This is a genomic window from Variovorax sp. EL159 (genome assembly GCF_900100965.1).
Taxonomy (GTDB): domain Bacteria; phylum Pseudomonadota; class Gammaproteobacteria; order Burkholderiales; family Burkholderiaceae_C; genus Variovorax.
This window is the reverse complement of record NZ_FMUJ01000007.1, coordinates 226,142-240,498: the sequence shown is the minus strand read 5'-3', so window position 1 is coordinate 240,498 and position 14,357 is coordinate 226,142. Positions and strand designations below refer to the sequence as shown.

11 protein-coding genes are annotated in these 14,357 nt (G+C 68.7%); 7 read left to right on the top strand and 4 right to left on the bottom strand.

Features of this window, described 5'->3' with window-relative positions:
- Nucleotides 1-38 precede the first annotated feature (38 nt).
- The 3 genes from BLQ28_RS26900 to BLQ28_RS26890 all read left to right on the top strand — a co-directional run bounded on the left by BLQ28_RS26900 (nt 39) and on the right by BLQ28_RS26890 (nt 4,319).
- Nucleotides 39-1,586, top strand: a complete 1,548-nt coding sequence (locus BLQ28_RS26900) for an FGGY family carbohydrate kinase (RefSeq protein ID WP_093246382.1) — start codon at nt 39-41, stop codon at nt 1,584-1,586.
- The gene (locus BLQ28_RS26895) at nt 1,583-3,346 is read left to right on the top strand and encodes a glycerol-3-phosphate dehydrogenase/oxidase (protein ID WP_093246381.1); all 1,764 of its coding nucleotides are present in this window, start codon (nt 1,583-1,585) and stop codon (nt 3,344-3,346) included. Before BLQ28_RS26900 ends, BLQ28_RS26895 begins: the two co-directional genes overlap by 4 nt.
- A 217-nt stretch (nt 3,347-3,563) precedes the next feature.
- Entirely contained in the window at nt 3,564-4,319 is a 756-nt protein-coding gene (locus BLQ28_RS26890; protein WP_093246380.1) for a GntR family transcriptional regulator, read from the top strand.
- Between the two features lie 16 nt (nt 4,320-4,335).
- Here BLQ28_RS26890 and BLQ28_RS26885 read toward each other — a convergent pair whose 3' ends face one another.
- The 3 genes from BLQ28_RS26885 to BLQ28_RS26875 are packed head-to-tail and all read right to left on the bottom strand — an operon-like array spanning nt 4,336 to nt 9,778.
- Nucleotides 4,336-5,226, bottom strand: coding sequence for a DMT family transporter (locus BLQ28_RS26885; protein WP_093246379.1), 891 nt, complete (start codon nt 5,224-5,226; stop codon nt 4,336-4,338).
- A gap of 43 nt (nt 5,227-5,269) precedes the next feature.
- Complete coding sequence (gene uvrA / locus BLQ28_RS26880; protein WP_093246378.1) at nt 5,270-8,377, bottom strand: excinuclease ABC subunit UvrA; 3,108 nt, start codon at nt 8,375-8,377, stop codon at nt 5,270-5,272.
- Between the two features lie 18 nt (nt 8,378-8,395).
- Entirely contained in the window at nt 8,396-9,778 is a 1,383-nt protein-coding gene (locus BLQ28_RS26875; protein ID WP_093246377.1) for a chloride channel protein, read from the bottom strand.
- Nucleotides 9,779-9,883: 105 nt separating this feature from the next.
- On the opposite strand from BLQ28_RS26875, the gene ssb reads away from it, so the two are divergent.
- Nucleotides 9,884-10,441 (top strand): single-stranded DNA-binding protein, encoded by a 558-nt coding sequence (ssb, locus tag BLQ28_RS26870; protein ID WP_081270734.1) that lies wholly within the window; start codon nt 9,884-9,886, stop codon nt 10,439-10,441.
- A 127-nt stretch (nt 10,442-10,568) separates the two neighbouring features.
- Here ssb and BLQ28_RS26865 read toward each other — a convergent pair whose 3' ends face one another.
- Nucleotides 10,569-11,015 carry a universal stress protein gene (locus tag BLQ28_RS26865; protein WP_093246376.1) on the bottom strand — a complete coding sequence of 149 codons (447 nt, stop codon included), beginning with the start codon at nt 11,013-11,015 and terminating at the stop codon, nt 10,569-10,571.
- 350 nt (nt 11,016-11,365) lie between these two features.
- On the opposite strand from BLQ28_RS26865, the gene BLQ28_RS26860 reads away from it, so the two are divergent.
- The 3 genes from BLQ28_RS26860 to BLQ28_RS26850 are packed head-to-tail and all read left to right on the top strand — an operon-like array spanning nt 11,366 to nt 14,316.
- Complete coding sequence (locus tag BLQ28_RS26860) at nt 11,366-12,541, top strand: alpha/beta hydrolase family protein (RefSeq protein ID WP_093246375.1); 1,176 nt, start codon at nt 11,366-11,368, stop codon at nt 12,539-12,541.
- Nucleotides 12,538-13,269 carry an enoyl-CoA hydratase/isomerase family protein gene (locus BLQ28_RS26855; RefSeq protein ID WP_093246374.1) on the top strand — a complete coding sequence of 244 codons (732 nt, stop codon included), beginning with the start codon at nt 12,538-12,540 and terminating at the stop codon, nt 13,267-13,269. The genes BLQ28_RS26860 and BLQ28_RS26855 overlap by 4 nt, the downstream gene beginning before the upstream one ends.
- Nucleotides 13,270-13,320: 51 nt before the next feature.
- Nucleotides 13,321-14,316, top strand: coding sequence for a tripartite tricarboxylate transporter substrate binding protein (locus BLQ28_RS26850; protein ID WP_093246373.1), 996 nt, complete (start codon nt 13,321-13,323; stop codon nt 14,314-14,316).
- Nucleotides 14,317-14,357 lie beyond the last annotated feature (41 nt).

Here is a 14,357-nt window from a genome sequence, read left to right as displayed (position 1 = left end):
CTGGCAAGGTGCTTTTATTCCGCCGAAGCTGTTATGACATGAAGCCCAACATACTCATCGGCATCGACATGGGGTCGAGCAGCCTGAAAGCCCTGGCCCTCGAGGCCGGGAGCGGCCGGGCCGTCGCCCTGTCCCGAATGCCATTGCCGCACGACCGGCTGCCCGCGGGGGGATGCGAAGTGAGCGCGACCGCCATCCGCTCGGCCCTGACCCATGTGCTGCGCGATGTCGCCCACCAGCTCGGCGCCCGCGTGGCGGAAGTCCGCGCCATCGGCTGCACCGGCCATGGCGCGGGGCTCTACCCGCTCGATGCGCGCAACCAGCTCGTGGGCGGGCGGGCCGTGGCCTCGACCGACCAGCGCGCCGATGCGCGTGCGCGCGCACTGGCTGCCAGCCATGGCCCGCGCCTGTTCGCCGACGTCGGCTGCCAGCCCTGGCCGGGGCAGCCCACGGTGATCGCGGCCGAGCTGCTGGGCACCGACGCCGTGCAGCGCGGCGAGGTGCACCGCCTGCTGTTCGCGAAGGACTACCTCGGCTTTCTGCTGACCGGCGAGATCGCGACCGATGCCAGCGACGCCAGCACCGCCGGGCTGGTGTCGATTGCCACGGGCACGTGGTCGCAGGCGGCCTTCGATGCCTCGGGCATCGCGGACCTCGGCCCGCGTGCTTTCGGGCCTCTGCTGCCGAGCAGCACGGTGCTCGGGCAGCTGCAGCCATCGGAAGCGGCACTGTGCGGATTGCCCGCGGGCATTCCCGTCGCGATGGGCGCGATCGATCTGCTCGCCTCGATGACCGCGATCTGCGCCGAAGGGCGCGGGCGCGCGGTGTCGGTGTTCGGCACGTGGTGCGTGAACGCGGTCATCGGGCCGGTGATCGAGCCCAAGCCCGACGTTGCCGCCGTCGTGAACTTCGGCCGCGAGCAGCAGCGGCTCTACATGGAGAACAGCCCCTCGTCGATGGCCAACATCGCGTGGCTGGCCGGCGCGCTGGGCCTGCCCGATGCGCGTGCCGTGGTCGATCTGGCGATGTCGGTGCCGCTGGGCGCGGGGGGCTTGCGCTTCCTGCCTTTCGTGAATGGCGGAGGCGGCATCACCGCCGGCTTCGTCGGGCTCAAGAGCCATCACACGCGCGGCGACATGGCGCGCGCCGTGGTCGATGCCACGGCGGCCCTGCATGCGCGGCACACCGCGCGCCTTGCGGCATGCGGCCTGCCCGTGTCGGCCACGACCGTGCTCGGCGGCGGTGCCAGCGACGTGCGGCTGGTGCGCCTGCTCGCTGCATTTCTCGGCCGCCCGGTCGAACGCTGCGCCGACGACGAAACCGGCGCGCGCGGTGCCGCGATCTATGCCGCCATGTCGCAGGACATCGATCACGCCGCGCAGGGCAGTGCCTTGCTTGCGCCCTGCGGCATCGTCGAGCCCGATGCGCGCGACGCGCAGGCCCATGCCGATTTCAACGCCGGTTTCAACGAACTGATCGACACCATGTCTCCTGTGTTTTCTCATCTGGCGGGGGGCGCGATGAGCGCCGCCCGGCCGCCCGAAGGCGCTCGCACCGCAGCGCGAAGCGCGGAGGTTTCTCCATGAGCGCCTGGCAACTGCCCTTCGTGCGTCCTGCCTTGCTGGCGGACCGCCATTTTTCGACCGTGATCGTCGGCGCCGGCATCAACGGCGTCGGCGTGTTCCGCGACCTGTCGCTGCAGCGCGTCGACTGCCTCATCGTCGACAAGGGCGACTTCAGTGCCGGTGCGAGCAGTGCACCGTCGCGCATGATCCACGGCGGCCTGCGCTACCTGGAGAACGGCAGCTTCTCGCTGGTGGCCGAAGCCACGCGCGAGCGCAACCTGCTGCTGCGCAACGCGCCGCACCTGGTGCAGCCGCTCAAGACCGTGGTGCCGCTGTCGAGCTTCTTCGGCGGCCTCATGAGCAGCGCGCTCAAGTTCTTCGGCCGCACGCCGCCGCAACGCACGCGCGGCCTGCTGGCCGTGGCCGCGGGCCTTCGCCTGTACGACCTGCTGGGCCGCCGCCAGCGCGTGATGCCCAACCACCGCATCTGCCGCGTGCCGCCGTCCGCCCGCACCCTGTTCCGCGCGGCCGTGCGCTGGACCGCCACTTTCTTCGACGCATGGATCAGCCACCCCGAGTGGCTCATCCTGGAGTTGATCGGCGACGCCTGCCGCGACCAGCCGCGCTCGGCCGCCGCCAACTACTGTCGTGTGATGGGCTGCGCGGGCAACATCCTGACGCTGCGCGACGAGATCACCGGTGCGCTGGTGCGCGTGACGGCCGACACCGTGGTCAACGCAACGGGCGCGTGGCTCGACCGCAGCACCGCCGTGCTCGGCGGCGCGGGCTCGCGCGTGATGGGCACCAAGGGCTCGCACCTCGTGCTCGACCATCCCGTGCTGCGCGATGCGCTCGAAGGCCGCATGGCGTATTTCGAGGCGGTGGACGGGCGCGTGTGCATCGCCTACCCGTTCCTCGACCGCGTGCTGGTGGGCTCCACCGACATCCCGGTGGAAGACCCCGACAAGATCGCGACCGAGCCGGCCGAGGTCGACTACCTGCTCGACGTGCTGGGCGAAGTCTTTCCGAACATGGCCTTCGGCCGCGACAACGTGGTCTACACCTACGTCGGCGTGCGCCCGCTCGCACGTTCGGACGCCGACAAGCCGGGGCAGATTTCGCGCGACCACTCGGTGGTGGTCGACCTGCCCAATGCCACGCGCGACATTCCCATCGTCGGCCTCGTCGGCGGCAAGTGGACCACCTTCCGCGCGCTGGCCGAAGAAGCGACGAACGAAGTGCTGCAGCGGCTGGGCCGCCCGCGCACCGCATCGACCGAGGGCCTGCCCATCGGCGGTGGCGCCGAACTGCCGGCCGATGCGCAAGCCACCGAGCGCTTTCTCGACCGCATGGTCGCGGCCTCGGGCCTGGGCCGTGCGCGTGCGCAGGTGCTGCTGCGCCGCTACGGCTCGAAGGCGCTGCCGCTGGCGCAGCGCCTCGGGGCTTCGGGCGACGTGCCGCTGCTGCACGCGCCCGATTACTCGGTGGCCGAGCTTTCCTACCTGTGCCTCGAAACGGGCGTGGTGCACCTTGACGATCTGGTGATCCGCCGGACCCTGCTAGCGATCCGTGGCCTTGTCACCGACGCGGCGCTGGCTGAAATGGCGAGCGTTGCAGCCGAGGCGCTGGGGTGGGATGCAACCCTGGCGCACAAGGAACTGCAGGCCTGCAGCACCGCATTGCGTGAGCGCCATGGTGTGCGGCTCTCGCCGGTGGCGGCCGAGGTGGCACCTTCTTTCGATGCATCATTGATGGCCAGCTCGGCCTTTGGCCAGTCGTGAAATGAACCACTGGTCGATCAGCGATGCACCGGCGGCACTCACTGTGCGAATGGCATCGGGTGCTCTCCGCAGCGAAACAAAGGAGGAGGCTGCAGGCCGGGGGACATTCGCGGAGGGGCGTACCCGATGCGATTCGCACGCGCCCCGAACAGCAGCGCTCCCGAACCCGCAAAGCCGGTCCCATGAAAAATCCACGACTGCGTGGTGAACCACTGACATGAACTCTTCGACCGACACCCCGATCGTGCTCGACCGCGATTCCGAATCCCCCCTGTGGGCCCAGTTCCGCGACGCCATTCGCATGCAGATACTGCAGGGCGTGCTGCCCATCGGCACCAAGCTGCCTTCCGAGGCCGAGCTGGGCGAGCAGTTCGGCATCTCGCGCATCGTGGTGCGCGAAGCACTGGCCGACCTCGTGCGCAACAACCTCATCTACAAGATCAAGGGCCGTGGCGCCTTCGTGTCGGCGCGCGAGCGCGATGAAGATTTTGTCTCGACCGTGCTCGGCTTCTCCGACGAGATGGAGCGCAAGGGCCGCTCGGTGCGCACGCAGATCCTCACGCAGGAACTGCGCGCACCCACCGAGCAGGAGGCCGCGTCGCTGGGCCTCACCGACGACACCCAGGTCGTCGCGCTCAAGCGCCTGCGCAGCGTCGATGGCGAACTGCGCCTGCTGGTCGAAACCGTGGTGCCCGCCGACCTCGCGCCGGGCCTGCACCGCACCCGCCTGGACGACCGCTCGCTCTACGACGTGCTGCGCCGGCAATACGGCCTGCGCCTCGTGCGTGCCGAGCGCTGGATCGATGCGGTGCTGCCCGATGCCGCGACCTGCGAACTGCTGGCCCTGCCGCAGCCCGAGCCGCTGCTGCGCATCGAGTCGATTGCCTACGGCGCGAATGGCAGGCCACTGGAGCACTACCGCGCACTGCACCGCTGCAAGACCAGCCGCCTGCACGTGCAGACGACGACCTGAGGCCCCGAGGCGCGCGTCAGGCCTTGGCGGTGTCGCGCGAAGGCCAGAGCACCGACGCGATCGCGACCATCATCAGCGCGACCGCCACCCAGTCCTGCCAGTGCACGACCTCGCCCAGCCACACTGCGCCGCTGAACACGCCGAGCACGGGGATGAACATCACGCTCAGCGTCGACGCAATGGGCGGCAGGCCGCGCGCCAGATAGAACCACGCCGCATGCGCGAAGCCGAAGATCAGCACCGCGTTGTAGCCGATCGATCCCCACGTCACGCTGCCGGGCCAGCGCAACTGCTCGCGCTCGAAGAGCAATGACAGCACCGTCATCACCACCGCCGTGAGCGCCGTCATCCAGAACGACAGCGTGAGCGTCGGCAACCCGATGCGCGTGTGCCGCAGCAGCTGCGTGCCCAGCGCCCACGTGGCGGCCGCCACCAGCGCCAGCGCCACGTAGCCGGGCCGCCCCGCGAAGTCGGTGAGTTCGTGCCACAGCAGCAGGCCCACGCCGACCGCACAGGCACCCACGCCGAGCCATGCACGTCGCGTGAGCACGGCCGCGAACAGCACGGCCCCGATGACAGCGGAGAACACCGGCATCGTGTAGCCCAGGATCGCCGCGCGCCCGCCCGACAGTGCCTTCACCGCCAGGATGATGCAGGCGTGCCAGACGAACATGTTGGTGGCGCCCAGCCACAGCAGCTCGGGCCACGCGCTGCGCGGCACGCGAAACGGCACCTTCATCCACACCAGCGCAAGGCCCAGCACCGGCAGGCCCAGCCAGATCGAGATCGCGCGAAAGCCGAGCGGCGGATAGTCCGCCACGCCCAGCTTCATCACCGGCCAGTTGAAACCCCAGGCGAGGGTCAGGAGAACGAGAAGGACGAACTGGCGCGGTGTGAAGGAGGGCATGGGCTGCGATTGTGGCGCGGCCCGTGCGTCTGTGTGCAGAGGCCTACAGCAGCCGCTTGAGGTAGCGCCCTGTGTGGCTCGCCTCGTTCGCCGCGATGTCTTCCGGCGTGCCTTCGCCCACCACCGTGCCGCCGCCGGCGCCGCCTTCGGGGCCCATGTCGATCAGCCAGTCGGCGGTCTTGATGACGTCCAGGTTGTGCTCGATCACGACGATGGTGTTGCCCGCGTCGCGCAGTTGGTGCAGCACCTTCAGCAGCAACTCGATGTCGGCGAAGTGCAGGCCCGTGGTCGGCTCGTCGAGGATGTACAGCGTGCGGCCGGTGTCGCGCTTGCTCAGCTCCAGCGCGAGCTTGACGCGCTGCGCCTCGCCGCCCGACAGTGTGGTGGCCGACTGGCCCAGCTTGATGTAGCTCAGGCCCACGTCGAGCAGCGTGCGCAGCTTGCGCTCGATGGTCGGCACGGCCTTCAGGAACTCGTGCGCGGTCTCGACCGTCATCTCGAGGATCTGCGCGATGTTCTTGCCCTTGTAGAGCACCTCGAGCGTTTCGCGGTTGTAGCGCTGGCCGTGGCAGACCTCGCAGGGCACGTACACGTCGGGCAGGAAGTGCATCTCGACCTTCACCACGCCGTCGCCCTGGCAGGCCTCGCAGCGGCCGCCGGCCACGTTGAAGCTGAAGCGGCCGGGGCCGTAGCCGCGCTCGCGCGCGGTGTTGGTCTCGGCCATCAGCTCGCGGATGGGTGTGAACAGGCCGGTGTAGGTGGCAGGGTTGCTGCGCGGCGTGCGGCCGATGGGGCTCTGGTCGACGTTGATGACCTTGTCGAAATACTCGATGCCCTCGACCGACTCGTGCGCGGCGGGTTCTTCATGTGCGCGGTACAGGGTGCGCGCCACGGCGGTGTAGAGCGTGTCGTTCACCAGCGTCGATTTGCCCGAGCCCGAGACGCCCGTCACGCAGGTCAGCAGGCCGACCGGGAAGGCCACGCTCACGTTCTTCAGGTTGTTGCCGGTGGCGCCGACCACGCGGATCTCCTGCAGGTCGGTCTGCGTGGCAAGGTGGGCCGCTTCGCGCGCGGCACGCCGTTCGGCGGCGGGGCTTTGCGGAAAGCGCGAGGGCTTCTTGCCTTCGTTGAAGGCGGCCTTCTTCACGACCGGCAACCAGGCGGTGCGGTGCTTCGGCACTTCGATCTTGCGCACGCCCGAGAGGTACTGGCCCGTGAGCGATTCGGGGTTGGCCGACACCTCGGCATAAGTGCCCTGCGCCATCACGCGGCCGCCGTGCACACCGGCGCCGGGGCCCATGTCGATCACGTGGTCGGCGGCGTGGATCATGTCCTCGTCGTGCTCGACCACGATCACGCTGTTGCCGATGTCGCGCAGATGCTTGAGCGTGCCGATCAGGCGGTCGTTGTCGCGCTGGTGCAGGCCGATGCTGGGCTCGTCGAGCACATACATCACGCCCGTGAGGCCCGAGCCGATCTGCGACGCGAGGCGGATGCGCTGCGCCTCGCCGCCCGAGAGGGTTTCGGCGCTGCGGTCCAGGCTCAGGTAATTGAGGCCCACGTCGTTGAGGAATTTCAGGCGCAGGCCGATCTCGCGCACGACCTTGTCGGCGATGTCGGCCTTGGCGCCGCGCAGCTTGAGCGTCTGGAACCACGCGAGCGAATCGCGCAGCGTGAGATGGCTCAGCTCGAAGATCGCCATGCGCGGCGGTTCGCCGCCATCGGCCGGGCGCGCCGATTCATCGACCAGGAACACGTTGCGCGCCTCGCGCCGCAGCCGTGAGCCGCCGCAATCGGGGCAGGGCTGCAGGTTGCGAAAGCGCGCGAGGTCTTCGCGCACCATCACCGAATCGGTCTCGCGGTAGCGCCGCGCCATGTTCGGGATGATCCCTTCGAAGGGATGCTTCTTCGTGAGCTTCTTGCCCGCGAAGTTGCCCGACTCCATGGTGTAGTTGAACTTGATCTCTTCGGCTGCCGAGCCGTGCAGCAACACCTGCTGCACCGACGCGGGCAGCGACTCGAAGGCCGCGTCGACGTCGAACTTGTAGTGCTTGGCGACGCTCTCGATCATGCTGAAGTAGTAGCCGTTGCGGCGGTCCCAGCCCTTGATGGCGCCGCTGGCCAGCGACAGCGACGGGAAGGCGACCACGCGCGCCGGGTCGAACACCTCGCGGTGGCCCAGGCCATCGCAGCTCGGACAGGCGCCCACGGGCGAGTTGAACGAGAAGAGGCGCGGCTCCAGCTCCGACAGCGAGTAGTGGCAGATCGGGCAGGCGAACTTGGCGTTGAACAGGTGCTCCTTGTCGGCCACACCTTCGGCGCCCAGCTCCAGCGCAATGGCACGGCCTTCGGCCAGGCGCAGCGCGGCCTCGAAGCTCTCGGCCAGGCGCTGCTGCATGTCGGGGCGCGCGCGCAGGCGGTCGATGACGACGTCGATGTCGTGCTTCTCGGTTTTCTTGAGCTTGGGCAGGTCGTTGTATTCGTAGGTCTGCCCGTCGACGCGAAAGCGCACGTAGCCCGCGGCCTGCATCTCGGCGAAGAGTTCGAGGAACTCGCCTTTCTTCTCGCGCGCCACGGGCGCCAGGATCATCAGCCGGGGCTCGTCGGGCAGGGCCAGCGTGGCGTCGACCATCTGCGAGACGGTCTGCGCCTGCAGCGGCAGGTGATGATCGGGGCAGTAGGGCGTGCCGGCGCGGGCGTACAGCAGGCGCAGGTAGTCGTGGATCTCGGTCACCGTACCCACGGTGGAGCGCGGGTTGTGGCTGGTGGCCTTCTGCTCGATGCTGATGGCGGGCGACAGGCCCTCGATCACGTCGACATCGGGCTTGTCCATGAGCTGCAAAAACTGCCGCGCATAGGCCGACAGGCTCTCGACGTAGCGCCGCTGCCCTTCGGCATACAGCGTGTCGAAGGCCAGGCTCGACTTGCCCGAGCCCGACAGGCCGGTGATGACCACCAGCTTGTTGCGCGGAATGTCGAGATCGACGTTCTTCAGGTTGTGGGTGCGCGCGCCGCGGATGCTGATGCGCTGCTGCGCCAGCACCGCGCCGAGGTAGGTGTCGCGTTCGAGTTTCGCGTCGCGCGCGCGCTCCGCGAAGTCTTCAGTGGATGTTGAATTCAAGGGGGCGATCGTCCGAGGGCAACCGGACATGATAGACCGCCCGCGATTTCATGGCGAGCGGGCGGGTTCCGGCGGTTCGGCAGGGGGCGCTTCAGGCGGGGGCGGACGCACCGGTTCGGTGGTGCCGATGGCCCGGCCGACCATGTGCTCGGCCAGCGTGTCGTACAGCGGCCGGCTGATCATGCGAGACACCAGGCTGGCCAGCATGGCGGCGGCCATCAGGCTCAGCACCATCGAATGGCCGTCGACCATTTCCATCACGATGATGAAGGCCGTGAGCGGCGCCTGCGTCACCGCGGCCAGGAAGCCGGCCATGCCCATCGCGATGAGGGCCGGCCCCAGGTCGCCATTGGCCAGCCGCGCCACCGCGTCGCCGATGCCAGCGCCGATGGACAGCGAGGGCGCGAAGATCCCGCCCGGCACGCCGCACCAGGCCGTGAGCCAGGTGGCGACGAACTTGAGCACCGTGTAGAGCGGCGTCAGCTGGTCATGGCCCTGCAGCATCTGCTTGACCGCCTCCGAGCCGGCACCGAAGGTGACGCCGCCCGTGACCAGCCCGATCACCGCCACCGCCAGCCCGCCGACGGCCGCGAAGCGCACCGGAAAGCGCGCCCGCCAGCGGTTCAGGCGCCCGGGCGCCCCCGTCAGCGAGGCGATCAGCAGCCGTGCGAACAGCCCGCCGGCCGCGCCGCTGAGCAGCGTGACCAGCAGGCCGGGCCCGAGCGCGTCCCAGCCCAGCCGGGGCACGCGGATCACGCCGAAGTAGCTGGTGTTGCCAAAAGCTGAGACCGCCACCAGGCCCGCCAGCACGATGGCCGTGATGATCAGCCCGCTGGAGCGCGCCTCGAGCCGGCCCGACAGCTCCTCGATGGCGAACACCACGCCCGCCAGCGGCGCATTGAAGGCCGCCGCAATGCCGGCCGCGCCGCCCGCCACCAGCAGTGCGCGCCCGTCGATGGTGGTGTTGGGCGACAGCCAGCGCCGCGCGTGCTGCATCACGCCGGCCGCCACCTGCACCGAAGGGCCCTCGCGGCCGATCGACAGCCCGGCCGCGAACCCCGCCGCGCCGAGCCCGATCTTGGCGACCGTGAGCCGCAGCGAGGCGAACATGAAACGCCGCTCCTCGGGCAGCGCCGGGTGCAGCGCCGCCTTGATCTGCGGAATGCCCGAGCCGCCCGCACCGGGGAAAAAGCGCAGCGTGAACCAGACGATGCCGGCGGTGATGAGCGGCGTGGTCAGCAGCACGGCCCAGGGCCATGCGCTGTAGAAACGGTGAAAGCCCGCGAAGATCCAGTCGCTGGCCAGCGTGAACCCCACCACGAACAGCCCGGCCGCGATGGCGTAGCCCAGCACGATGGCGCGGTCGAGCCAGACACGGCCGCCCGACAGCTCGGCGCGCAGGTGCTCGAAAAAGTCAGGTTCACGGTTCATCGGCAAGGCCCATTCTGGCACCTGACGGGGCTGCGGCCATCCCGCATCGGGCACAATCGAGGGTTCTCTTCCTCCTCCTTCATCTACTTATCAGGGGCAGTGCATATGGCATCGGTCAACAAAGTCATCGTCGTCGGCAATCTGGGTCGCGATCCTGAAATGCGAACCTTCCCGAGCGGCGACCAGGTCGCGAACGTCACAGTGGCCACCACCGATCGCTGGAAAGACAAGCAAAGCGGCGAAATGCGCGAAGCCACCGAATGGCACCGCATCGTCTTCAACGGCCGCCTGGCCGAAATCGCCGGCCAGTACCTGCGCAAGGGCTCGCAGGTCTATGTCGAAGGAAGCCTGCGCACGCGCAAGTGGACCGACAAGGACGGCATCGAAAAGTACACCACCGAGATCCGCGCCGACCAGATGCAGATGCTCGGCAGCCGTCAAGGCCAGGGCGGCCCATCGGGCGGTCCCGAGGACGACGGCGGTTATTCGCAAGGTGGCGGCGGTGGCGGCTACTCGCAGGGCGGCAATGGCGGCGGCGGTGGTGGCGGCTACGCTCCCCGTGCACCCGCAGCGGCACCGCGTGCTCCGGCACCGGCTCCGCGCCAGGCACCAGCCAAATCGTCGTCGGGCTTCGACGACATGGACGACGACATCCCGTTCTGAAGCCGAAACCGATCTTTCGGTTTTGTCGATCAAGGCCCGCTCTTCCGAGCGGGCCTTTTTTCATTCCTGAGCCCAGGTCGTCGTTGCGGGCGGCCGTGCTGGAACGGGTCGAGACGTCAGCACATTCCTAGCGCAGCACCAGCACGGGAATGTGCGAGTGCGTCAGCACATGCAGCGTCTCGCTGCCCATCAGCAAGCGCGCGAGGCTGCGCCGCCCGTGGGACGCCATCACGATCAGGTCGCACTGCTGGTTCTTGGCGGTGGTGATGAGGGCCTCGGCCACCTGGTTCGATGTCATGACGATGGCCTGGGCGCTCTTCACGCCCCTGCCAAGCGCCTTCGCCTTGACTGCATCGACCAGATGCTGGGCGTTCATTTCCACCTGTCGCTGGTTGGCTTCGATCTCCCGCTGGCCCAGCACCATCGAGCCCTCGAAATAACCATAAGGTTGCAGATGCGCCACGGTGACGCTGACCAGTTCTGCGCCGGTCAGCATGGCAAGGTCGATGGCTGCAACGACCGCCTGTTCCGACAGCGCGGAGCCATCGGTCGCAACAAGAATGCGCTTGTACATGGCAGGCTCCTTGGCCCCCGGCACCGCGGGTGCCACCCAATCAGTCTAGTGCGCAGGTTCCTGATGAACAAGGAACGAGGGTCGGCTGCAAACTCTAATTTCGCAGGCGAAAGGCGCGCAAAAGAGTCGCTTGCAGGGCCGGCATGGCGTCGCCGATAGGGTGTGGCCGCAATCGTGTTCACCTATCGGACAAACCCATGGTCTCGGAAGAGGGCCCCGCGAACAATCTGCATTCGTACAGCAGCGAACAGGTCGTCCCGTTTGTTGGAGCGCGGAATGGAACGCTTCACAAAGGCGCCGGTTCGTCGACCCGTCGAAAGCCCGACAGACGCCACCCGATTTCAAAGACCATGTTCTTCTACTTCCCTGAAAACTACCGCTGGTCTCTTGCCGTGCTTCGCGCCATCGCCGCGGGCGGGCTGTTCGGCGAGATCGACTGGGCGTGTTCCCGCCTGCGGGATGCGGCGCGCGTGCAGCCCTCGGGCGATGTCGAGGCCTGGCATCGAACGTGGGGAGAGCTGGGGCGCCAGCTGGAGCAATCAGCGGCCGATGCGCTTGCACGTGGGCACCGCGTCAGCGCCAGCGATTTTTCGTTGCGCGCCTCGGTCTATCACCAGTGGGCCGAAGGGCTGCTGGACCCGGACGACCCGCGCGCCGAGCAAGCCTATGCCAGGCACCTGTCGTGCTTCGCGACCTTCGCGCAGCACCGCGATCCCGCGATCGAACTGGTCGACATTCCCTTCGAAGGCAGCGTGATCCCGGCCTACTTCGTGCCCGCCGTCGGACCTCGCGGCCCGGGGCCGGTGGCGCTGCTGTCGGACGGCCTGGACGCGAACAAGGAAGAGATGTTCTACGTGGCGTTGAACCTTGCGCGGCGCGGCATCGCCACGCTGGCCTTCGACGGTCCGGGCCAGGGCTCGGCCCTGCGCGTGCATGGCCTTGTCGCGCGCCACGATTTCGAAAAACCGGTGACGGCCTGCGTCGACTGGCTGCTGCAGCGCCCGGAGGTGGACCCGGCACGCATCGGCCTGGTGGCCGCCAGCTGGGGCGGCTACTACGCACCGCGCGCCGTGGCCTTCGAAAAGCGGATCAAGGCCTGCGCGGTGATGGGCGCGGTCTTCGACACCCATGCGTGCATGGTGCGGCGCGTCGGCTACGTGCCGGGGCAGGGCGCCACGCAGTTGGGCAACAACGCGCCGCTCGGCACCACCGGCAAGCAGATCCTGCGAATACTCGGCGTGCCCGACTGGGAAAGCGCGTTCCGCAAGCTGGAAGATTTCCGCCTGGAAGGCGTGGCCGGCCGCATCGACTGCGACCTCTTCATCGTGCACGGCGCCAATGACCGCCATGCACCGCCTTCGGAAGCGCAGCGCCTGCTGGAGGCGGTGAGTTCGCGCCACAAGCAACTGCGCGTGTTCACCGAGGAAGAGGGCGGTGCCGCCCATGTGAACCTCGACCGGCCGGAGCCGGCACTGAGCCTGGTCTGCGACTGGATGGCCGAGCGCCTGCAGGAGAAAGCGCCATGAGCATTTCCGAAGAGTCTTCGTGGATCGGCCGTGAGGTACAGGGCGAGGTGGCCACCCTCCGGCTGCAGCGCTCGCAGGCAGGCAACCGGCTGACCAACGACATGGCCCTGGCATTGGCCGAGGCGCTGGATTCGGTGCGCGAGAGCCGCGTGATCGTGCTGGGCGCGGACGGCGCGGACTTCTGCCTCGGCCGCGACATGGCGCCGCCGCCGCCCGGTGCCGGGGTCAACGCGGCGGACGTGCTGCGCGACGACGCGAGCCCGATCCAGGTGCTCTACGAGGCCTTCGGACGCTGCCGCGCGCCCGTGCTCGGCCTGGTGGCGGGGCGGGCGTGGGGCATCGGCCTTGTGCTGGCCGCCCGGTGCGACCTCACGCTGTGCGAAGAGGGAAGCAGCTTCGCGCTGCGCGAGCTCGAACGCGGCATTCCGCCATGCATCGCCATGGCCCCGCTGCTCGACCGGATGCCGGCCAAGGCGCTGGCGCATCTGGTCTTTGCTGCGGAACCCATCGACGCCCGCGAGGCGCTGGCCGCGGGGATCGTGGGCCGGGTCGTCGAGAGCGGCCGGCTCCAGGCCGAAGGCGATGCGCTGGTGCAGCGGCTGCTGTCGTTCCCCGCGCCGGCGGTGCAGGCGGTCAAGCAGTTCCTGGCGACCGCGCCGCGCCACCACGAATCCAACGCCGTGCTTTACGGCGCGGGCCTGCTGGCCAACGTGCTGGGCTCGCGCTGAACGGCGGCGCCCGATGCGGCGCGCCCGGGAACATGACAAGGAGACATCGCCATGCGACTTTCATTTCTTGCGCGTTTTTTTGCGCCTCTGCTCGCACCTCTGGCGGCGGCCTTTGCGCTGGCGGGCGCCTGCACGCCCGCCACAGCCGCCACCTACCCCGACAAGCCGATCCGCATCATCGTCGGCTTCCCGGCCGGCAGCACCGGTGACCTGATCGTGCGCGTCCTCGGTCCGCGCATGACGCAGGGCCTCGGGCAGCCCGTGATCGTCGAGAACCGGCCGGGCGCGGGCAGCAGCATCGCGGCCGAAGCCGTGGCCCATGCCCCGCCCGACGGCTACACATTGCTGCTGAGCACCACCGCGAACGTCATCAACACCAGCCTGTATCCGAACCTCCGGTTCAGCTTCACGAAAGACCTGGCGCCAGTCACGCTGCTGGCCGAAGCCCCCGCGTTGCTGATCGCTCGCGCCGACCTGCCCAGCCGCACCGTCAAGGAACTGGTCGTCGCGGCATCGGATGCGCCCGGCAAGTTCAGCTACGGCTCGTCCGGCAACGGCACCTTCACGCACCTCTACGGCGAGCTGTTCAACCAGGTGGCCCAGGTGCGCCTGACCCACGTGCCCTACAAGGGCGGCGCGCAGGCGCTGACCGATGTCATGGCCGGCCGCGTGGACCTGGCCTTCACGCCGGCGGCGCCGGTGCTGGCGCAGGTCAATGCCGGGCGGGTCAAGGCGCTGGCGGTCATCGGCCGGCAGCGCATCGCCGCGTTGCCGCAGGTGCCGACCTTTGCCGAAGCGGGCATCGCAGACTTCAACTCGGCACTCTGGTTCGGCCTGCATGCGCCGGCAGGCACGCCGGGCGCCATCGTCGAACGGCTGTCTTCCGAACTGCAGAAAGTGCTGGCCGACCCCGAGGTTCGCCGGCAGCTGAACGACCAGACCGTCGAGGCCATCGCCGCCACGCCGTCGCAGTTTGCGAGCACCATCGCGAGCGAGTCGTCGAAATGGGCCCGGGTGATCGGCACCGCGGGCATCAAGATCGACTGACGCAGCGAACGCACGCACGCGCACACTCACAGGCACACGCA